Annotated in this window: 16 protein-coding genes; 9 read left to right on the forward strand and 7 right to left on the reverse strand. The window is 63.1% G+C overall.

The window, feature by feature from the left end; genetic code table 11:
• Positions 1–48 precede the first annotated feature (48 nt).
• The 9 genes from MFF06_RS04465 to MFF06_RS04505 all read left to right on the forward strand — a co-directional run bounded on the left by MFF06_RS04465 (position 49) and on the right by MFF06_RS04505 (position 13440).
• A complete protein-coding gene (locus tag MFF06_RS04465; protein ID WP_238201808.1) occupies positions 49–1674 on the forward strand; it encodes a tyrosine-type recombinase/integrase in 1626 nt (541 codons plus the stop codon).
• A gap of 498 nt (positions 1675–2172) precedes the next feature.
• Positions 2173–3063, forward strand: coding sequence for a DNA-processing protein DprA (locus MFF06_RS04470; RefSeq protein ID WP_238201809.1), 891 nt, complete (start codon positions 2173–2175; stop codon positions 3061–3063).
• 169 nt (positions 3064–3232) lie between these two features.
• Positions 3233–3703: a hypothetical protein gene (locus MFF06_RS04475; protein ID WP_238201810.1), complete on the forward strand. Its 471-nt coding sequence runs from the start codon at positions 3233–3235 to the stop codon at positions 3701–3703.
• Between the two features lie 302 nt (positions 3704–4005).
• The gene (locus MFF06_RS04480; protein WP_238201811.1) at positions 4006–4686 is read left to right on the forward strand and encodes a recombinase family protein; all 681 of its coding nucleotides are present in this window, start codon (positions 4006–4008) and stop codon (positions 4684–4686) included.
• Positions 4687–5718: 1032 nt separating this feature from the next.
• Positions 5719–6351 carry a hypothetical protein gene (locus tag MFF06_RS04485; protein WP_238201812.1) on the forward strand — a complete coding sequence of 211 codons (633 nt, stop codon included), beginning with the start codon at positions 5719–5721 and terminating at the stop codon, positions 6349–6351.
• 330 nt (positions 6352–6681) lie between these two features.
• Positions 6682–7578, forward strand: coding sequence for a DUF3800 domain-containing protein (locus MFF06_RS04490; RefSeq protein WP_238201813.1), 897 nt, complete (start codon positions 6682–6684; stop codon positions 7576–7578).
• An 856-nt stretch (positions 7579–8434) separates the two neighbouring features.
• Complete coding sequence (locus MFF06_RS04495) at positions 8435–9244, forward strand: metallophosphoesterase (protein ID WP_238201814.1); 810 nt, start codon at positions 8435–8437, stop codon at positions 9242–9244.
• Positions 9245–9396: 152 nt separating this feature from the next.
• On the forward strand, positions 9397–11796 hold the full coding sequence (locus MFF06_RS04500; RefSeq protein ID WP_238201815.1) for a phospholipase D-like domain-containing protein: 2400 nt from the start codon (positions 9397–9399) through the stop codon (positions 11794–11796).
• Between the two features lie 3 nt (positions 11797–11799).
• Complete coding sequence (locus MFF06_RS04505) at positions 11800–13440, forward strand: hypothetical protein (protein ID WP_238201816.1); 1641 nt, start codon at positions 11800–11802, stop codon at positions 13438–13440.
• A 50-nt stretch (positions 13441–13490) separates the two neighbouring features.
• On the opposite strand, the gene MFF06_RS04510 is transcribed toward MFF06_RS04505, so the two are convergent.
• From MFF06_RS04510 to MFF06_RS04540, 7 genes are all read right to left on the reverse strand, one after another.
• A complete protein-coding gene (locus MFF06_RS04510; protein WP_238201817.1) occupies positions 13491–13910 on the reverse strand; it encodes a hypothetical protein in 420 nt (139 codons plus the stop codon).
• A gap of 126 nt (positions 13911–14036) precedes the next feature.
• The gene (locus MFF06_RS04515; RefSeq protein ID WP_306421649.1) at positions 14037–14420 is read right to left on the reverse strand and encodes a ubiquitination-like system serine protease family protein; all 384 of its coding nucleotides are present in this window, start codon (positions 14418–14420) and stop codon (positions 14037–14039) included.
• A complete protein-coding gene (locus tag MFF06_RS04520) occupies positions 14417–15817 on the reverse strand; it encodes a ThiF family adenylyltransferase (protein ID WP_238201819.1) in 1401 nt (466 codons plus the stop codon). The genes MFF06_RS04515 and MFF06_RS04520 overlap by 4 nt, the downstream gene beginning before the upstream one ends.
• 1 nt (position 15818) lies before the next feature.
• Positions 15819–16688, reverse strand: coding sequence for a multiubiquitin domain-containing protein (locus tag MFF06_RS04525; protein ID WP_238201820.1), 870 nt, complete (start codon positions 16686–16688; stop codon positions 15819–15821).
• Between the two features lie 131 nt (positions 16689–16819).
• Positions 16820–20179, reverse strand: coding sequence for an ATP-dependent helicase (locus MFF06_RS04530; RefSeq protein ID WP_238201821.1), 3360 nt, complete (start codon positions 20177–20179; stop codon positions 16820–16822).
• Between the two features lie 4 nt (positions 20180–20183).
• Entirely contained in the window at positions 20184–20744 is a 561-nt protein-coding gene (locus MFF06_RS04535; protein ID WP_238201822.1) for a helix-turn-helix domain-containing protein, read from the reverse strand.
• Positions 20741–21349: an RNA polymerase sigma factor gene (locus MFF06_RS04540; protein ID WP_238201823.1), complete on the reverse strand. Its 609-nt coding sequence runs from the start codon at positions 21347–21349 to the stop codon at positions 20741–20743. Before MFF06_RS04540 ends, MFF06_RS04535 begins: the two co-directional genes overlap by 4 nt.
• Positions 21350–21614: the final 265 nt, after the last annotated feature.

Raw genomic sequence — 21614 nt, forward strand, 5'->3', positions numbered from 1 at the left:
CCGTGTAGCAACGGCGTGTGGCAAATGCTCTTTCGGCTGGTCCGTCCGGTGAAGCGCCCCGACTCCCGCTTTGCGCAGTTCGACAAGCGCATCCCCGCCGACGTGCGAGCCCTCGCGGTTGGCCGAACGCTGGCGATCCCCGTGGGTGCCGAGACCGTCCTCATCACCGTCACTCCCCGTATGGCGGCGATCCGGCTTTCACTGCGCACAAGCGACCCGAGCGAGGTGCAGGCGCGACAGGGGCAGGTGTGCGCCTACCTCGCGGCCACGTGGGCTGCGCTCCGCTCCCATCGCCCCGTTACGCTAAGCCGCCGCCAAGCCAACGCCCTCGCTGGCGACCTCTACCGGGGGTGGGCGAATGAGGATCGGGGGCGAACCCTCGCCATGACACTCACCGCCGGGCAGTGGGTGCAGGACCGCTCTACCGCCGACGAGGAGCGGGAAGCGTTTGCTGGGCAGGTGGCGAAGCTCGAAGGGGCCGACCCGGAGAGCCTTGAGCCCTTACTTGGGCCCTTGGTAGACCGACTCCTCCTAAGGCGGGGCTTTGCCTCCATCACCGCCGAGACCCGCGCGGACCTACTCGATGCCTTTGCCATGGCCCTAAGGGACGCCTTTGCCAGCCGGGCGAGGAACGCAGACGGGGACTATAGCCCGGACCCGAAGGCCGCTCGCTTCCCCGACTGGGAGCCGCCAAGCCCCTCGCCCGAGGCCGCCCCGAAGACCTCCCTCACTGGGCTGGTTGACGGGTGGTGGGCGGAGCGGAAGGCCGCCGGCCTGAAGCCGAGCACGCACGAGAGCTACCGGCAGTCGATGGCTGCGTTCGTCGCCTTCCTGAAGCATGACGACGCGAGCCGGGTGACGGTAGAGGACGTAATCGCGTTCAAGGACCACCGCCTCCGCACCATCAACCCACGCACCGGCAAGCCCATCTCCCCGAAGACCGTCAAGGATAGCGACATCTCGGGCCTCAAAGCCATCTTCGGGTGGGCGGTGGCGAACCGGCGCATGGCCACCAACCCGGCGAAGGACGTGACGCTGAAGCTCGGCAAGCCGCTTAAGGTCCGGTCGCAGGGCTTCACCGACGACGAGGCCCGCGCGATCCTCAAGGCCGCGCTCACCTACCGCCGGGGGGAGCAGGAAATGGCGCAGACCGCCGCCGCCAAACGGTGGGTGCCATGGCTGGCGGCCTATACCGGGGCGCGAGTGGGAGAGCTGGCCCAGCTACGCAAGCAGGACCTCCGCCGGGAAGGGGCACACTGGGTGATCCGCATCACACCCGAGGCTGGGACCGTGAAGACTAATGAGGCGCGGGACGTGGTGCTTCACCCCCACCTAGTCGAGCAGGGCTTCCCGGAGTTCGTGCTCGCTGCGCCGCCTGGCCACCTCTTCCTCCGCCTGGGCGTCTTAGGAGACGTCGCTGGCCCACGGCAGGGAGTGAAGAACCGGCTAGCTGAGTTCGCCCGCGCCATCGTCCCCGACCCGAACGTGGCCCCGAACCACGGGTGGCGGCATAGGTTCAAAACGGTCGGGATTGAGGCCGGGATAGGCGAGCGCGTACTCGACGCCATTCAAGGCCACGCGCCGAGGACGACAGGAGGCAGCTACGGCGAGGTGACAGTGAAGGCCGTTGCGGCTGGCATTGAGAGGCTGCCTTGGATCGACTGTCTCAGATGACACACTGAGTTGTCTTTGTTCCGTTCCAGCTCAATCAGGGTTCGTAGCGTCGCCATTGCTATGAGGGCGATCTTGATGTCGCCATGCCACGACGAAAGCGTCGAGTTCTGTTCGGGACTGGCGAATTGACCAGGGGGTGTCTTGAAGCGCTGCAAGAGGCAATAAACCCTTTTTCTAGCCGAAAGATCACCCGGACGATCCTATCAGTAGCAGCTCAGGCAGCAGGAGATAGGAAGCCAATGGGCGAGGTCACGAAACGCGTTTCTCAAGCGCTTCGGAGGCGCAAAATCGGGGGGACAGTTTCGTCTGTGATACGACCCAGCATCGGCACAGCCTGGACGTTGCGGCATGATAGCTAGCCCCATATGAACGCTTGTTCTCTGTATGTTCTTATCGTAACGACATTCTTAAGGGTTGATGGTATGAGTTCGGGTGTGCAAGCGGCTTTGTGCTCCGGGCATCGCTCAAGCCACTTTGCACGCAATGCGAGGGTCTAGAATGCTGGCAACGCTTGGTGAGGCGTCCGGTGCAGCTCGAGCCCCTGTTTCCCAGTACCGGGAAATGGGTGCGTATGAGGCACTTTGGCTGCAGCAAGGTGCGTCTTTCAAGGCGATCGCGGATCGCTTCGCAGCCGATCCGCATGCTCTGCCGTCAGATTTTGTGTCCCCCGGCGAGGCAGAGCGGTGCGCCCGTGCCGTCATTGAGCGTTTTGATAATGCAGGCTTGAAGCGCTTCGGCGTCCGCGTACATCATGCGGGTGATTATCCTTCAAGGCTTCGAGATGCGAAATACCCTGTTGAGCTACTATATTATCGAGGAGATTGGGAGCTTACCGAAACGCGTTCTGTCGCTGTCGTCGGCACTCGGGAACCAAGTGAGGATGGAAAACGACGTGCGCGAAAAATCGCGCGCGAGTTGGTGGAGCGTGATTTTACAGTTGTATCGGGCTTGGCAGCGGGCATAGATCGCGAAGCGCACTCTATGGCGATCGAGGTAGGCGGTCGCACCATTGCTGTTGTGGGCACACCTCTTGATTCGGTTTACCCAGCCGCCAATCGAGAGCTTCAAGAAAAGATTGCAAAACAATTTCTGGTAATTTCTCAGATTCCAGTGCTGAGATATAGCAAGCAGCACCCCGGTCAAAATCGCCTATTCTTCCCAGAACGAAATGTGACGATGAGCGCATTGACCGAGGCCACTATCATAGTGGAGGCTGGAGAAACATCTGGGACTCTGACACAGGCTCGAGCAGCACTTTATCAAGGCCGAAAGCTTTTCATTTTGGACTCTTGCTTCAAAAGGACGGACCTTACATGGCCCGCAAGATTTGAAAAGCAAGGCGCCATTCGGGTGCAGGAATCTGCTGATATTTGGCAGCATCTAGGCTAAGATGACTCGACTTCAAAAAATCGACGAACTTACTCAAGAGCTTCATTATCATTTGAGGCCAGCTGACGATTGCTATTTTTTCTATGAGTATACCTCTGGTAAAAACTATAGCTTCAGCGAAACCAATCAGCTGATCAGTAATCTAAAAAAATCCCCCATTCGGAGGGGAATGAGCGACTATGCCTATAAGACCAGGGCGATAAACAGGGTGTCGTCACTGTTCACCGCTGCCCTTAATGCGGAGTGGCTCAAAGATGCTGTTTTGGTTCCGACGCCACCGTCAAAAATGCCAGATCACCCCGAATATGACGACCGTATCGAAAGAGTGTGCAAAGGAATAAAGCCTGAAGATGACGTTACGGTTCGCAATATTGTGCGGCAAACCAAATCCTATCAGGCATCCAGCTCATCGCCGGGATCAAGAATTACGGTGGATGAACTACTTTCAATATACAAAATTGATGAGAATGAAGCCATCCCTGATCCAAAGTATATTGGTATTGTCGATGATTTGCTGACCGCAGCTACGCACTATCGTGCCATGCATACAATGCTTCGCAGTCGCTATCCTACAAGCCATATCACTGGGCTATTCATCGCTCGCAGAGTTTTTCCTGAAACCGAGTCAGTAGTTATCTAGTAAGAGCATCAAATTTATGGGCATTGCCAGTGCCCGAACGATAACCGTTAAAAGTCGAACCCGCTTTGTGCCTGCTTCGAGCCGGCATCCCCGAGCAAGCAAAGGGGTCTCATACACGAGGCACCACCCACGGAGCGGTGGCGGTGAGTTCCCCCCATACCGGGCCCACCCCCCTCTCCCCCTACCCAGCAGCACCCTCCCACCCCCAGTCCCGCGTGTCATCATGCATCGAGGTTCGTTGATGGGAGTTGACACGGAGGAGGGGAGGACTCACCCTGGGCCTGCCAACCCGAGGGCCTGCCATGACAACCTACGTCGCCTACTGCCGGGTCTCGACTGACAAGCAGGGCCGCTCGGGGCTCGGGCTCGAAGCGCAGCGGGCCGCCATCAGCGCCTTCCTCCGCCCCGGCGACGCCCTCTTGCAGCCGCCCTACGTCGAGGTGGAGAGCGGGAGGCGAGCGGATCGGCCGGAGCTTCGGGCGGCCATCGAACGCTGTCGTAGGACGGGCGCCACCCTCCTCATCGCCAAACTCGACCGGCTAGCCCGGAACGTCGCCTTCGTGTCGGGCCTGCGGGAGAGCGGCGTCGAGTTCCGCGCGTGCGACTTCCCCGACGCGAACCGCCTCATGGTGCACATCCTCGTGGCCTTCGCGGAGCATGAGGCGGAGATGATCTCGGAGCGGACCAAGGCGGCCCTCGCGGCGGCCAAGGCTCGGGGCGTGAAGCTCGGAGGGGATCGGGGCTACCGGCCGCCCGCGCCTCCCACCGGGCTCGACACGGCGAAAGCCACGGCACTGAGGCAACGCAAGGCGGACCACGCGGCCTTCGCCGTGCTGCCCATCATCGAGCGGCTTCGGGGCGAGGGCGTCACGAGCCTCGGGGGTCTCGCCAAGCGGCTCAACGAGGCGGGCCAGCCGACGCCGCGCGGGGCCGGGGAGTGGACGGCGACTGCGGTGAAGCGGGTCCTGGCGCGGGTTGCGTGAGGCCGGCTCTCACGAGCGAGTCCTGAACGGACAATGCCTCTCAGATCGCCTAGGATGGCCGCTGACGGCTCTCGCGCTATTTTGGCTAGGGTTATAAGGCTCCGCGCTAACGGCCGCCAGCGGGCAAAAACAATAGGTAGCCATTTGAGGAAGGAGCCCGCCGTCCGCCGCTGTGTGTTTACCATGGCGAGGCCCCGCGCCCCTCGAATTAATTTCCGGCTATTTGAGAAGGCCGCCCCCGAGCTGGCATAGCCGGAACCTGCCGACGCGGAACAATTGTCGCTATCTTGAGAAGGCCGCCCCCGGGTTGGCATACTCCCTGTTGGCCAGGGGGAGGAGGGAACACCTTGAGTCAGGGGGGTTCTCTCCCTCACCCCTCACCCCCCCACATGGTGGACCAGCCGGGGTCGAACACCATGGCCTGCCTCCCGAACCTACCTCGTGCGGCCCTAGGGTTGGGCCCTGCGGAGTAGACCCCCCTAGCTGGGTGGGTGGATGAGTACTCCCTCACCGCCACCTCCCACCGTATGTGAGCGATGGGTCCGGATCGGGTACTATGCCCGAGGCCGACCACCCCGAGCACCCTACCTTTCGGCCACCTAGTGCACCCACTTCCCTACTAGCCCTCATCAAGGGGTCTGCCGAAGCCCGACATCAGGGCCCCCGCATCACGTAGCCGGGGGCGAGGGGGGAGGGGAAGGAGCCACCTACCTCAGGCAGCCCGCCACGGGGTAGCAGCACCATCACGGCGACCCCTCGCAGGTAGAGGGGAGATGGGGGGTCTACTTCGGCACCGAGCCGAGGGCCCTCAGGTGGGTGATACCACCGGTCCTAAGACAACCAACGACATTCCGCACGGAGCCGCCCCCTGAGACCTCGGGGCCCACGTGCGCACCCCTCTCACAGCTCGACCACCGCGAGGCCCAACCCAGGGCCCGAGACCTCATGCCGATGACATCGGGCGGGGAGGCGGAGGTCGGCCGTGGGCAAGTCCCACCCCACCAAGACAGAGACACAAGGAGACCCATCCCTATGGCCAAGAGACATCTCAAGACCACCCCGGAGAACGTAGAAGCCGTTCTATCGGCCTATCGCTTAGCAGTCGCCGGGCAGCCATTCCACGAGGAGCTAGCCAAGGTCCGCTCCCTCGGATCGATAGTGGAGGTGAAGCACACCCCCGACAACGCGATGGCAGTACAAGTCCGCACCCTCAAGGGCGAGCTGAGGTCGCCACGTAAGATGGATTGCTACGGGGCGCTCATCCTCGGTGTGCTATCGCTGCCGGGAGGATCGCCTTACTTCAACCCGGACCGCCGCAAAGGCTTCAAGGGGGAGCTGCACTACCTCTACGTCTGCGGCCAACCCATCGTTCGCGTCCTCGCAGACGCCCAGGCGGGTGAGAAGGTGGAGTACGGTGCAGACCACCGAGACCTCCGCCCGTCTACCCTCCGGGTGGTGCCTGTCAGTCGTGGTCGATCTTCTGCAACCCGGCCGGAGGCCACTGCCGAAGCCTTACGAAACTACGACGCCAACGCTGCTAAGTGGGGCCTCGCCGGCATCCTAAGCCGGGACGACTACGCCGCGACCATCGAAGGCTCCTACCGCCTCTTCGACCAACGCCACGCCGCCTACCTTAAGCCCGCCACCCGGGAGGCCGCCGAGTAGCGCCCGCACCAAGCTCCCTCGCGCGAGGGGAAGGGGCCGGGAGGGGATAGAACATGGGGATGGGCTTCCTCTCCCGGCTACCCGAAGGCGTTACGCACGCAAGGCACAGGACCCCCGAGGGCGCCGCGCTGAGCGCTCCCCCGGGTCGGCTCCGGCGCCTCCTACGCCAAGGCAGCCACGCAGGCCGGCACCGGCATCGTTTGCAATCAGAACCTCGCTGACCCGCGGACGCATCGCCTCGTCTTGGCTCAAACCTGAAGTGGTAAGATGAGCGACCGAATCAATCGGCCCCCTTCGTTCGGCGGCGGGCTTCTCCGCGGAGAGCGGATCGTGCAGCTTGTCTACCTTGATGAGGCCGGCATCTCCCGCCGCTCAGATGAGCCTTATGTCGTTGTTGCTGGCGTCATCGTGAATGCCGACCAAAAATGGAAATCGATTGAAGATAGGTTCATCGATCTAACCGACAAGTACGTACCAGACTACGAGTCTACATACGGACAACCATTCATTTTTCATGCAATGGATATCTGGCATGGCAGCGGAAATTTCCCGCGCGACAGGTATACCCGCGAGAGCAGAATCAAGTTGCTGGGGGAATTGGCTTCCATACCGTTCGAATTCGATCTCCCAGTCGTTGCTGGTTATCTGAAGAAAGCAGATTACGAGAATTACCTTCAAGCTAGATCGCCGGGCATGAAAGCCGAGGCCATAAGCAAATGGTCTCATGCAGTCGCCTTTTTCAGCGCGATCAGACGCGTCGAGCACTGGATGAAGACCAAAGCCCCAAACGAAGTAGCAATGCTGATTGCCGAAGACACCGACCGAGTGAAAGGTCTGATAGGTGCGCTACATGCCGCTTACACAGATCGCTCGTATCACTGGGTCGAGGGGGCATTTCAATCAGAACATATCGTAGACGCAGTTCATTTTACGAAGAAAAAACAATCCATACTATTGCAAGTAGCAGATCACATGGCCTTCATCGTCAAGCGTAGGCTCAACAAGTGCCCGCACATCGAGCCCTTGTGGAAGAAGGTTCAGCCGCAGATATCATACCGGGGGGTCGAAGATTATGGAATTGCTCTGCGGGTGCCGACCTCTGACGTCGAGGTTGTCCGCTTGCCGGAGCCTCCTGCATCAGCCTCCTCAGAGGCGTCGCCTTTGCAGAGACCCGTTCGAATGCCTCGCTCCTCTCCTCGCATCCGAGGTCGCGGGCGGCCTTTCTAAAGCGACCGAGCAACAGGCAGCTCCCCGCAGCCGCACGAGTTCTTTGTATACTCGCCATTCTCACACCTTCGCTCAGTTTATGGCGATCCTCGGGAAGTCAGAGAATGGTGACAACACTGTGAAACCCAGCTAATCACTCTCGAGTTATTTCCATGCCGCTCTTTGATACTGTGAATGTTGACTTTCCAAGGCCCCATCTTCGCCGGCCTGTCGATGCGGGCGGTTGCCTGGGCGTCACGCACGCGAAGCACGGGACCCCGAGACCGTCGCTCACCATCTTCCCCCCGTGCCGCCCCCCTGACCCTTCCGTGGGTGCCGGCGGGGGGTGCCTGCCTTGACGCCGGGGGCCGCCACTGTGTAGCGATGCCGTGTAGCAAACCGGCGAGGGCCACCGCCCGAGACACTGTAAAATCAACAACTTAGCGGCACTCTGGCATAATCCGCCCCTGGGCACCACTTCTGTATGACGACAGGCTAGCTGGAACATACGACAGCTAGTTGGAACAAAATCCCCGTCATCTGTTACTCTCGATCATTGCTCCGACAGCGCGCTTCCTGCCGAATCATCGGCTATGAAGGTGCGGTGGGGCGTCGTCATTGACGGCTGCCGTCCAAGCGTACTTCGCCGTCTTCAGGGACCCACCTCGGTGATCAAACACGTGGCTTCGCACCCTTCCGCCTGATCCCGGAGTGCCACCCCGTGGGCTGAGCCTCCGCCACGCTGCGAGGCTTCCATGCAAATTCACGTTGAACGCACGTGCGCCGCTCGCCGCGAGCACGGCACCCGCTCCTATCAACGCTTCGGCGAAGTCCCTGGGCTCCTGCTCGCGCTAGCCGGGACCGACAGGAGCGGGCGATGACCTCGCCGCGAATTCGCGCCTGGGTTTTCAGCGACCTCCACCAGGAGCACAGCCAGAACGCCTGGGACCCTGCCGCGCATGCTCCAGCCGGGGGCTTCGACGTGGCCGTGGTTGCCGGCGATGTCCACATGCCCCTGACCCGATCCCTGGAATGGCTCGCAGAGCGACTGCCAGGCGTCCCCGCGATCTATACCCCGGGCAACCACGATAGCTGGTGGAATGGTGGTGAAGATCGCTACACGATCTACGACCAGATAGAGCGTGGGCGGGAGCGAGCAGCCGCGCTTGGCATTCACCTGCTGCTCGACGACACCGTGGTGATTGACGGCACGAGATTCCTCGGCGGGACCCTATGGACGGATTTCCGGTTGGGCTCCTTCGGGCTCACGCATGCATTCCGGACCGCCCAGGGGCGCTACGGAATGATGGACTACCGGCGCATCAGGACGGGGCCCCGCTCCCGAAACAGGATCGAACCGGGCCAAGTGCTGGCGATGCACCAAGCGACGCGTGCCTTCATTGGAGCGGAACTCGCCCGGCCTTATGCTGGTCCGACCGTGGTCGTGACCCACCACGCCCCCCACCCGGCCAGCCTGCCGGACCCAAATGCCGACCTGAACTGGTGCTACGCGTCCGATCTTACTGAACTGATCGTGGAAAATGGGCCGGAGCTATGGATCCATGGTCACGTGCACCAGGCCACGGATTACGTGGTCGGGCGCACCAGGGTGATCTGCAACCCCCGCGGTCATGCCGATGAGTCCTGCGGCTTTGAGCCAGCCAGAGTTGTCTGCCTCACCCGTTGACCATGTCTGTTATTCCGGTCCTGGGCGTGCGTTCTCTGATCCAAAGACGCGCTGAGGTTGCTTGCTGCCCCAACATTAATCCAGCAAGTTGATCTATGCCTTCCGCACGAGGGCTGCGCCTCCGAATTTCACTGGGCCCCCGACCACGCGCGATGATCCCTCTTGTCTCGCCTTACGAGGTGCTATGCGCCGGGAAGTGGCGCGCGGCGCTCTTTACGACCTTCTCTCTCAGCCTCTCGTTCTTCGAGGCAGTGCCCTTGCACGCGCTGCGCAAGGCGGGCGCGCAGGACATCGGTATCCTCGCCGACGTGGTTGGCTACCGAGCATCCCTGGCCGAGGCCGGGGTGTCGGATGTCGGGCGCACCTATGACCTCGTTCCGCTCAAGGTCGGGGGCGGATGCTTCCATCCTAAAATCATGCTCCTCGATGGGCCGGACGGACTGCGTGCGACCGTAGGCTCGGGCAACCTGACCTTTGGCGGGTGGGGCCACAACGTCGAGGTCATGGACCTCCTCGTTCCGGCGCAGGCACCGGACGCTTTCGCCGACCTGGCCGATTTCCTTGAGTACCTGGCCCTGTATGTCGAGGAAGGGCGCATCGCGGTCCCTGAGCACCCCTTGATCGTGGGAACGATGGCTGAAGCCTGCCGTAAGGCAGGCCGTGCCGGCGGAGACGGCAGGACCCGGCTTATCCACTCGTTCGATGGGTCCATCGCCACCCAGCTTGCAGCTCACTCGGACGCGTTGGGGGGTGCCGAGCAGGTCACCATCGTCTCCCCCTTCTTTGGCGGCGTGGAGGCAGTGCAGGCGCTCTCCACCGCCCTGGGCTGCGGCAGGATCCGGGTCGCAGTGACCGGCAAGGCGCCCGAGTTCTTCGATTTCGCGGCGGCTAGGGCCGTTGGGCTGCGGGCGGAGCCTGTGAGGTCGGACGCCTTTTCCTCAACGGCCCTCCTGCATGCCAAGGTCATTGAGGTGACCTGCCGACGTGGTCGCTTGCTCCTGGGGGGCAGCGTGAACGCCACGAGACCGGCCCTCGTCACGTCCGGCAACGTCGAGGCATCAGTGCTCAGGATAATCGACGACCGGCTCACTTTTGGCTGGTCTCCTACAGATGCCCGGGATCCGAAGGAAGGGATTGGGGGCGATCTCGATCCGACTGGTGGCCCCTGCCTGTCTGCGAGGTTTGACGGCGGCGCGATCAAGGGCCGGTTGTTCGAGCGGGCAAGTCCGGCCGGCGAATGGGACGCACGGATCATCTCCGGGGCGGTCCACGCATCCCTTGGCCCCGTGTCCATAGGCCTGGATGGCTCGTTTGAGATCAAGCCAGGTCCGGCCCTCTCCATCCGCAACTTGATACGCTCGACCCAACTGATCGTCGCGCGCGACGCTGAGGAGATCAGGGGCTGGCTCGTTTTCGACCAGATCCTGGGAGCTGTCCGTGAGCGCGGTCCCGTTGCGGAGGCGATGATCCGCACGCTCGCCGGTGCCGAAGAACCCGACGATCTTGCGGTCATCCTCTCGTTCTTCGTCGTGAACCCTGGCGCGTTCATGGAGGAGGACGCCGGATCACCGGAGATAGCCGGCACAGGCCAGCGGCCGTCGGATCGCGTGACCGGTACCGTCGACCTTTCGAGCTTGAGGCCCTCATCCGCCTTCTCGGAAGGCCTCACTCCACTGGGGTCGCTTTCGGGGGCGACCGCCTTCGAACGGCTGTTGGCTTCGATGCGGCGCTACGTTCGGGAAGCAGCGCCTTCCTCGCGGGTCCTACCGGACGCGAGCGAGATAGATGACGTCGTTCGGAGCGACGCCGGGGGTCCCGGGGCGTTGCCACGCTGGCGCATCGATGAGGTCGTCCGGGCGTTGGCGACCTTCGTCCAGGCACTTCCACCAGGCAGTGCCGACTTCAGAAGGCATGCGGTCAGCCTTTTGGATTTTATTCTGTTCGCGTCGGAGCGTTCAGATGATCCTGAAGACCTCAAAGCCGAGCACCTCCGCCGGTGGGTCGGGATCGCGCGTGGCGCTGGCATGGCCGACGGCGAACCCGATGTGCTCGACAAGGCCTTCGTCGCCGTCCTCATCGCGAGTGTGCTGTCGGATCCTTCACAGGGCGGTCGCGTGCATTCGTGGCTTCAGGCTTGGTGCCATGGCCCTGTTGGCTCCGGATGGATGGAGGCCGTCATGCCATCGCCCGCAGGCATCAGGGAGCGACGGTTGGACGGGGAAGCGGGGGAGGATGCTTGGCGCGAGGCCATGCACCGCACGGTCGCAACCCGAACATCTTGGATGGTCGTTCACGAGATCCAGCGAGCTTTGGCCGGTGTCGGGCCGATGCCCGATCTTCCAGCCGCGCTGAAAGAAGAGGCTCTCATCCTCAATCGAGTGGCGTCCGGTAAGGCGTCCCCACAGCGGGTTATCGCGCTCGCAATCCGTAGCGACCGGCCATCCTGCAGGTGCGGTCTGAATTTGCCTGTCGTTGGGCGGGAGCGGCTACGCGAGCATCGCGTGTCGCTGACGTGCTGCGGCCTGGTCTTACTCGACCCCGTGCTGGAGTGACGCATGCCCACCATGTCGCTCGCCGAGCTTGACCGGTTGTTCGCGGACGAGCCTCACCTTCATCTCGTCAAGGAAATGCAGCTCGACCCGGGTGGCGTGGATCCGCTGGGCCTCAGGCAGATCAACCTGAACCTGATGGACGCGGCGTTGCCGGGCATCAACAACGTTACGCGGCACGTCCGGCCCTACGCCTTCATGGCGTGGGCATGGTGGAAGGTGGCGCAGGCCGCGGAGGCCCGGGGGGCGTCCACCGTCAACGTCGCCGACCTGCAGGACGTCGTCGACCGCCTAGAGGTGCTGTTCGTCTGGTCCCACTTCCTGGCGGGGGATGGCGAGGGACTACCGGGACGGCTTGTCATCAACGACAAGTTTCCCGGTTCCGGTTCGAAGCGAGCCTATGACTTCCACGGGGAAGGCTGGAAGAGCCTGAAGGCGGTGCGGCGGACGAGCACCGGCATCATGGCCCCTATCCAATACGGCCCCTCAATCCGGGCGTTGGGATGGCTGATCCAGACCCAGGAACGTGCCCTGCGCCCGTCAAGCGAAGCGATGACTGCGGTTGCCGCACTCGACCGCGAGATCGGCGGCCTCGTGCCCGAGGCCATGCTGGTCCCAGGCCCCATTTCGCTGCGTGCCGATCAGGCGGACGCGCTGCATTCCGCATGGCCGGTAAGCAGCCCCAGCGTCACGGAGCGCGAAGCCTTCAAGACTCTGTTCCACGGCCTGGGCGCGAACGCGCCGATGCACAGCGTCCCATGGCGACGCCGGCAAACCCTGGACCTGATCCTCGCCGTACTCGCACAAGCGAAGGAAGCCATGGGCGTCGTGGATATCCGGCGCGCGATGGCGTCGGCTCGCAACGATGGCGGCCAGCCTCTGAAGCTGACCGAGTCGCTGGCGGCAACCCACATGCATTGGGCTTCGCTGCAAGCACGTCAGCTTCAGAGGCTGGCCCTCGAAAGCCTGCTGCGCTGGATCGAGACCCGGATAGACGAGGGACGGTCGCTCTCGGAGGAACTTGCTGCCGACGCCGACGAGGCCGCTCGTGAGGTAGAGGACGATGCGGATGTCTCTACGGTCGGCGACTACCTCGACCGGGCCGCGGCCCGTGCCGGCGAGAAGGGATGGCCGAGCGCCTGCGGTCTGGGCGAGACGGACATTTTCAGGCTGATGGACGACCTGGTCGCGGCGCAGTCCGAGGTGGGATGCGTGCGGGTCCCTGGACTGGCGCTTCGCGCGCTCGCGTACGCTGATGCGATGGCCGTCGCCCTGTCGGAGGCCGGCGTCGCCGCTGGCAGACAAGGCCCGCTCGGTGGAGAGCCGGACCGCCTGCCGCTGTCCATCGCCAGCCAACGGCTAAAATCAGCACGTGGCCGAGGCCTCAGAAGTCTTTGGATCGAGATCATCGAGGCGTGGGTGATCGGTCAGCACGTCCGATGGTCCGTCGCCCGCAACGGAGATGGGACCCAGCGGCTTCGGATCGCGCTCGGCGACCGAGGTTGGATACGGCTGCGATCAGGGCGCCTGAGCGGACCCTTCGGTCCGACATCAGACAGGCTCTGGACGGCAATGGCCTTGGCTGCGGAGTGCGGCTTGGTAGACCGTCGCTCGACATCGACGGGAGATGCCTACATCGCCGCTTGACCGCTACGGTGTTGCCACAGGCGAATTCTGCCTGCCGATCTTTATGATGTTTAGAGTGCGGGCCCGGAGGCGATAGCTTCATTTAGGATGAATGACGGAGCCGTCGCGACGAGGAATGTCTCGACGATATTGTCGGCGGGTATATTGAAGCCGAGGCTCCGAAGAACATCTGCGTCGGCTTGATGAAGTCGGCCGCCTGTGTTGTGGCTCATTCTGCCGTTAAGGCGAACCGCGACCAATGCATTGTCACGGTCACGGCGGCCGTAAACGTGCGCGTGGATGTCGTCCGCACCCACGGAGGCGAAATGAGAGTTTCGGTCGATGCGAATGTTTTTCTCGTACCGTCCATTGACCCATTTCCCCTCGTGAAGAACCTGGAATCGGTCGTCAGACAAGATCCTTCCAGCAATCGTGATTTGCTCAGGAGCGCTGCCGGTCAGTTCTTGAAATAGCGTATTTCTATTTGTCATTGTGTTTCTCCATAGTATATTTTTATGGCTCGCTTATTTATGTATTTTATCGATAAGCGAACTGACTTGCTGACTCTTGTTGCACCTGCGCGAAGTGGGGCGATCTTCGCGCAGGGGTGATTGTCCTTATCGATGCTGCCTTGGCACTTTTCTTCTGGGCCGTCCGTCGGCGCACCAGTCAACGCGGCCGCTCCTGATCCAGAAATGGCAGGCGCAATCGTTCTGCTGATGCACTGAGGGACTGATTGAAGGACGGAGGAGCCAATCCGATTTTACGGACCACCGCGGACGACGCTTCGGATTGAGGTTCAGCGGGATCATTGCCCCGCACGCGCCGGGGCAGTGGAAGCAAGCCCACTTCTCGACGCCGCCGTCCACGACGTGGACCAACTCGCCGGCTTCCACCTCGTCCGATCGCGGGTAGTGCGACACCCGCCGCACGAGCAGGTCGTATCGTAGGAGGCCGAGTGCCTTCAGGACCTTTGCAAGCTTCCTGTGCATGGCCGTCATCCGAAGCGGTGCAGGAACGGCTCGACGTCCGCAAGGCCCCAGACACCGGGCCCAGCGCAGACCTCGCACTCAGGCCGAGGCCGGGCCTTGTTGGCGCGGTCCTCGCAGGTCTCGAACCGCCGCCGCCGTTCGTCCTTCATTCCGCCGGGACCGCGGAAGCCCGTCAGGGCCTGCAGGAACTCGTTGACGCCCATGCAAGCCGTCTCGGTGGTGAAGGTCACGACGGCCGGTGCAGGGTCGCCTCCTCCCGTGACGTATGCCTCGGCCTTCCGCCTTTCGTATTCGGCGGGATCCGTCCTGCGCAGCGCCTCCTCCGAGGCGATCCGTGGATCGACAAGGCCGCGGCACAGAAGGCACGTCGTGCCCGGCGTGAGGACGGTGACGCGGGCGCCCATCTCGTATGGCCGGTCCTCGGCAGCGGGCAGGACTCGCAAGCCCATGTCGATGACTGGGACCCCGTAGAAATAGGCGAACCGGTTCAGGAACAGCCGACCGTCATGGTCATCGGTGCATCCGAAAAGGAGGTCACAGGAGCGCAGCGCGTCCCGGACACCAGGGTCACCGACCCAACCCTTGAACCGCGCGACCGCGACACCCAGGCCGGCGGCCTCGATCTCGCGAGACAGCACGTCGACCTTCAGCACGGCCGCCTCGGCATCGGACCGACGCGCGCCGTGCACGCGGTTCAGATTCGTGACCTCCACGACATCGTCGTCGACGAGGAGGAGATGCCCTATGCCAAGACGGGCGAGCAGCATGGCCGTCGGGCTGCCCGTCCCACCGCAGCCGACAATGCCGACCCGGAGCGCCCGGATGGCGGGATTGAACGAGGCACCGAACAACCGTGCCTGCCGGTCGAGACTGTCAGGAATGCCGCCTGCCTCCTCGCTCGCATGCACCGCGAGGCGCTTGCCTGTCACGAGCACCCGCTCGCATCGCTGGGCGTGGTCGGGCGCCTTCCAGAGACGACCAACGACTGAGCCGTCGCCGCCCATCACAATGCTCGCGAATGACCTACAGTCACCGGAACGGTTCGCGACGATCTGGAAGAGATCCCGCTCGTTCCGATCATCCTGCTCGGAGAAGAATGCCGTGCTGCCGGGGTGCGTGTGCACGATGGCCGGGATGAGGCCATCGCGCTCGGCCTGCTTAAGGAGCCGGACGAAACCACGGGTGGACCATGTGACGTGGACCGGGGAGGCGGAGATGCGGTCCTCCTCAGGCACGGGGAGGACCGCGCGCGTGACGAGCCGCCGGCGAGCCGCGCCCGTCCACGGATCTGCAGCGATGTCAGCGGTGGCGAGGAGGACGTAGGCGGAAGCTTCGGCCCCGTCTTCGGTGGCGAGCAGCGCACGGAGTTCGGTCTCGTGCACGTCGAGCATGATCAGGTCCAGCATGTCAGGCAGCCTCGGCGAGGGCGCGCTCGACACGCTTGACCATGGTATGCAGCCCATCGATGCCGGGCCGCCATTCGCTGTTGTGGCGCGACCAGCGCTGCCAAGTGCGCCCCTGGAATGCGAGCCGGGCCTGGGTAGCCCGAGGCTCCGCGCCGGTGGTCGCGATCGTGAGGCAGGGGATGCAGTAGAACATGTCCGGCGCGCAGTCCGGATAGCCGGGCGGCAGGAGGATCAGCACGTCGGCAGACGGGACGTTGAACCTCCCGGGTGGGAGGAGGAAGTCGTGGAGGATAACACCACGGTGCCCCCCTTCGTCGACGACGGTGTGGTCGAGGCCGCGCGCCTCAAGATAGGTCGCGTCGCGCGGGGGGAGGGCCGAAAGGCCCTCCGTGGTCTGCGCGACGGCGGTGAAGAAGCGCTCGACGCCGGGCTTCGTCAGGTCGACCAGGTCGGTGTTGCGGACGAGGACGTCGTCGGCGCCACGGATCTCCTGATAGACATCGTGCCGAGCCGGATCGACGCCTGCGAGGCGCTTCAGGACGAGGCCGCTCACGACCGGCTTCGGCCACTCCATGTCCTTGCCGTCGATGAGGAAGCGGAAGGAACGGTCCGTGCGCACGACGATCACGCGCTCGACACCACGCTCACGCAGATCGAACAGCTCGTCGAGGCGGAGGTCCTCCAGCGTGCCGTCGGGCATGAAGGCCGAGGCGACGTAGTCCTCGACAGGGTGGGCTCCGGCCGCCTTGATCAGCTGGCGCCCCGTGGGCACGGGGTCGTCGATCTCGACGGTGCGGAAATTCAGGTTCTCGTCGCCGATCTCGACCTTGTAACGGGCGGGGCGGCCGTGGTGGGGGGCAGTGTCAGACATGTTTCAGCTCGCGTTCCGGGACGGGCCTGGATCGGCCCTCCTCTGATCCGGTAGCGAAGCTCGACCGTCTCAACCGGAAGTCGGCCGCGAACTTTTTTTGCGCGCTCAGCGCGAGGCCGACCGAAGAACGGCTAACCGGCGTCGCGCGTGCAGATGAAGTAGAACTGGCACGACGGGCAGTCGCGCGGATCCTTGGGTACCGGCCGGAAGTCACCGCTGCGGATGCCGGCCAAAGCATCCAAATAGGCCTTCATCGCGGTTCGATCCGGCGTGATCGGATCCGTCTCGCCGAGCGCAGGGTAGAAGGCTTCGAGCCGAATCGCCCGCCCTAAGAAGAGGGCCGCGCCGGCCTCACCCATGAGTGCCCAGATAGCGTTGTCCGCCTCACTCTTCGACTTTCGGCCTGTCTTGAAGCGTTGGGCAACAATGGTACCGTCTGCGGCCTCATAAACGCGGTCCGGGCGAAGGGTGATGAGGCTCCCGGCGAGACTTGTCGACCAGACCCTCTCGGCAGGAGGGCCGCCGTCGATGGCTCTGGTAGCTGTGGTCCTGAGCATCTTCTCGGCATTGCGCCAGTAAACGTCCTCGAAAGCCTCGCCGACGGGACCGCGCTTGGACCAGATTTCCCGCAGTTGTTCGACCGCCTCGTCCGGCGTTACGGGGTTTCCTTCGCCGATACGGTCACAGATCCATCCGATAGCTTGCCGAACCGTGCCGTGGAAGCGAAGGAACGCGCTCTTCCTCACCAGTCCACCGAGCTCCTCCACCACTTCGTACCGATAGCGAGCCGGGCATCGGAAATAGATCTCGATGTGCCGTTCCTCGAAGTCCGCACTCGGTGAAGGCGGCTCCATGGCGACCGGCGCGTGTAGCGGGGACGTCGCGGTTGCCTTGCGGCTGGCCGGCAAGATGCCTTTCAGGCGGTCGAGGTACTTCGAGGGGTTGCAAGTCTGATTGCCGGTGTAAGTTCCCGCGCTGTTGATCGTCAGGACGTCCCGTGCGCGAGACAGTGCGACAAAGAACAGGCACTCCTCCTCAGCGTCGTGGTCCGTCTTGCCGATCTCCAGTCGCTCAAGCCCGACCGGGGCCGGGCATGCGACCGGGTGCTTGCGGTGAGGCACGTAACGGGTTGCGATCTGGGGGAGGTGGACAGCCTGGAATTCCAGTCCCTTTGAGGCGTGGAGCGTCAGCATGCGCACGGCCGGTATGCCTTCTGCCTCCGGCGGAACGACGCGAAATGCCTTATCGTCGTCAAGTCTCTCCAGTCTGCGAACCGCCTCCAGAAGGGGACGGCGCCCGCCCGCACCTCTTTGCGCGTCGTGGTGCTCCCGGCAGAATTTGAGGAATTGGTATATCGCGAGCAGGCTCTGGCGCGCAGCAACATCTTCGGCCTGGAGCAGAGGTCGAAGATACTCGCTTTTCTCAAGCAGATACTCCGAAAGCATGGCCCATGCCGAAGTCTTCCACTCGACCGCCGCGAGGTGTTCCGCCAACCGGCTGAGGCCGAAGCGGCCCTGATCCGTCAGGCTGTCGAGCGTCTCGACACGCTTGAGCGTGGCAAGGATATCTTCCTCGCGCTGAGCGGCCTCTCGGATGACGACCAAGGCATCGGTTCGTGTCGCGCCGTATTCGGGAAGCTGGGCGACCCGTACCAAGCCAGCGCCGGACGGATCGGCGCCCAGCGAGACGAGCGAAAGGAGATCTCGGATTTCCGGACGCTCGAACAGGTCTCCGAGATACAGGACCGGCACCCCAAGGTGCTGCAGAAGCTTGCCGAAGCGCGCGAGGCACAGGTGGGTTCGCGCCAGTATGGCTTGTCTCTCGTAGGGGATGCTCCGCTCTTTCCGAAGACGCTCGATCTGATCGCGAACGGCTGCTGCCTCCGAGAGCAGGTCAGGCGCGTGGAGGACGTCGACGAAGCCAACTCGGCCTCGGTTCGCCCTCCAGGTGGTCTTGGGGTCCGGGGTCGACGCTATGGTGGAGCCGAACTTCTCAAACACGCGCACCACGCTCTCGCAGGAGCGATAGTTCGTACCCAATGGCAGTCGGCGAGCGTCATCGTACCGGTCGGTAAACGCGGCAGCGTTCGCCGGCGCCGCACCGCGAAACCGGTAGATCGACTGGCGCGGATCAGCGACCGCCCAAATTTTGCGGCCACGGTCGGCCAAGAGGTCGACGAGTTCGGTACTCGCTTGGTTCACGTCTTGGTATTCATCGACCAGAACATAATCGTGACGTGCGCGTGTCTCTCGAAGAACGTCCGGATTTTCCCGCAACAGGCGCACGACCTTGCCGATTAGATCGCCAAAATCGACACATTGCCTCGCCTGCAGGGTCTCTTCATAGATCCTGTAAGCGCGCGCTACCTCCATCGCTTTTTCTGCGCGGGCGATCTCATCGGTCGACTTTGCGGCGTCATACGTCTCTTGCGCTGCGGCCGCATACTCCTCCGCGCTCACCATCTCGTCCTTCGCGCGGGAGATCGCGCGAACGATGGACCTGAGTTCCAAGGTCGGGTCCCAGAGGTTCTGGAAGTGATCCAGGTCGAGATCTGACAGCCTGTCCTCAAGGATGGCGAGGCTCCCGGCTTCATCCAGGATCTTGAAGTTCTCGGGTAGCCCCGCAGCAGCGTGATGGAGGCGAAGAAGCTCAAGTCCAAAGGAGTGGAACGTGCCGATCCAGATCTGCGGCGCGGCTTCGGCATCGATCCTTCCGACGCGCTCGACCATCTCCGCCGCGGCCTTATTGGAGAACGTGAGCGCCAGGATCGACGATGCCGGTACTTTACGGGCAAGAAGGTGCTCGATCCGGGCTACCAGCGTCCTCGTCTTACCCGTGCCTGGCCCCGCATCGAGGATAAGTGGCCGTTCGTCCCATTCGGCGGCTTTTCTCTGATCGTCGTCGAGCGGGACGATTGGATCGTCATTCCGTTCCTCCCTCTCGTCGAGCGGCGGGAGGAGGAGGGCTCTCATCGCCTGCATTCGGACGAACTGGGGCGGCAAACCCATTTCCGTCGCGATCTCGGAGGGTCTTTTCCCGTCCCTGACGAGGCGCTCGCGAAGCTTGTCCGAAGGCAGCAGGAACTCCTGGGCGAAAACGTCGGCCTGGATTTCCCGGCGCTCCTTCGTGGAGTAAGCGATGACTCGTTCCGCTCCTGTCTCGAACGGAGCTCCGCCAAAGCCGGCCTCCAAGGATCGGATCATGTAGGCGGGCTCGTCGTGGAGCCACCAATGGCCGATCTCATGAGCCGTCACGACCGGCACTTCGGTGACGTCAAGGGCCGACGAAAGCCGTACAACGCGATCCTCGCGCTCAAGCGCACCCAGCACCCCCTCTCCGTAGATCGAGCCGGGAACGAAGCGGCTCGCGGAGAGGCGCGCGGCCTTTAGCCCGGCCACGGCCAGGGAGCCTGCGGAATGGTCCTTCGCCTTTGCTGCCGCCTCGTGGTGGCGCTGGCGCGCCGTCCTGCGGATGTCGCGCCAGATGTCCATCGGATCAATCTTCGTTAGGGAGCCACAGGGTTTTGTCTTCCTCGTCCATGTCGGAGGCGAGCACAGCCTCTTCCCAGGTCACTGGCTCACCCTGGACATAACCGGACTTGGACTTCAGCATCGCCAAGGCAGGCTGTTCTTTCTGACCAGCGATGATGGAGGCAATCTCGTCGATGGTCATTTTGAAGTAGTCGGCAGTCAGGCGCTTAAATTTCTGCGTCACCGTCTCCGGTCGGATGCGCCCCGTGTTGACGTCGGCGACTATCGCGGACGACAGGCCAATGTCCTCGGCGAAATCCGCGAGCGTCGTTCCTTTGGCACGGGCTATCTCCCTCAGCGTCCGGTTGTCGGTTGCCGCCGCGGGCTTGGCGACCGTCGTCTCGCCGCTCGATGGCTCAGCGGAGGCGAGAGCTTCCATGTCGATGATCTCGACCGCGTGGGCCCGGATCTCATCGGCGAACTGTGGGTACTGCTTCGTCCAAAGCGCGACATCGCCCGGACCGGGTATGTCGACGGCCTGATGGAACGCGAAGAGCACTTCGTCGAGTGTTGCGGGTTGGCTCATGGCTTCAGATCCAGGTGCTTCGCGACGGCTTTCCGAATGTCCCGCATCCATTGCTCAGCGGTCCTGACTGACACCGACATCATTGAGGCGATCGTCTCGCCTCCCTCGGCATCGGAACATCGATAGCCTGCGCGATAGAGGGACAGCGCCTTGCGATGCCGCTCGGACAGCGTGGTGAGGAAGCCTGCCGCGATGGCGGCTTCTTCGGGTGTGAGTTCGTCGCTTGGGTGGGATGGCTCCGGAACCTCCCCGGTTTCCGGATCCACAGCCGGCTGGTCGAGACGGTCCTGCTCGATGCGGAGCTTGCGGACCTGGTCAACAAGCCGCTGACGTAGCTTCTTCAGGAAGTTCGCCTCGTAACCGGGACCGTCGGCTGCCCCTTCGATGAGAAGGGCATCGACCATCCTGTCGATGGTCGCCTCGACCGCGCCACGGCCCTGGTCGGGTAGGTTCTTATCGACCCTCGGAGTCAGATAGCGCTCTGCACGCTCGCGCAGGTAATCGAGGAGCTTGCCCCGTAATCGCACGTCGCGCCCGTCATCCATTTCACGGATGGCGCCCGCGATCTCCTCCGGCCTTCGGCTATCGAGCTTCTGGGCATCCACCAGCTCCTGCCAGGTCTGCCCTCCTGGGGTGACCTGCGCGCTTTGTTCTTGGACCAAAATCGCCCCCTGTTCCGAGGGCCCATCCTCTTAGCGAAGGAAAGGGCCTTCGACCGGAAGTCCGGTTCGGACTTTTTTTCCAAATACCGCGGCCCGCGCCCGTGGGTGTTCGGAGGGGCGGCAAACGAGTGTAACCGCTGTGAAACGATTCGACCCCGATCACCACCGCTTCCGGCGAGCCATGCTTCGTCCCAGCTGGACAGTACGG

The organism is Methylobacterium aerolatum, from assembly GCF_022179085.1.
GTDB classification, from domain to species: domain Bacteria; phylum Pseudomonadota; class Alphaproteobacteria; order Rhizobiales; family Beijerinckiaceae; genus Methylobacterium; species Methylobacterium aerolatum.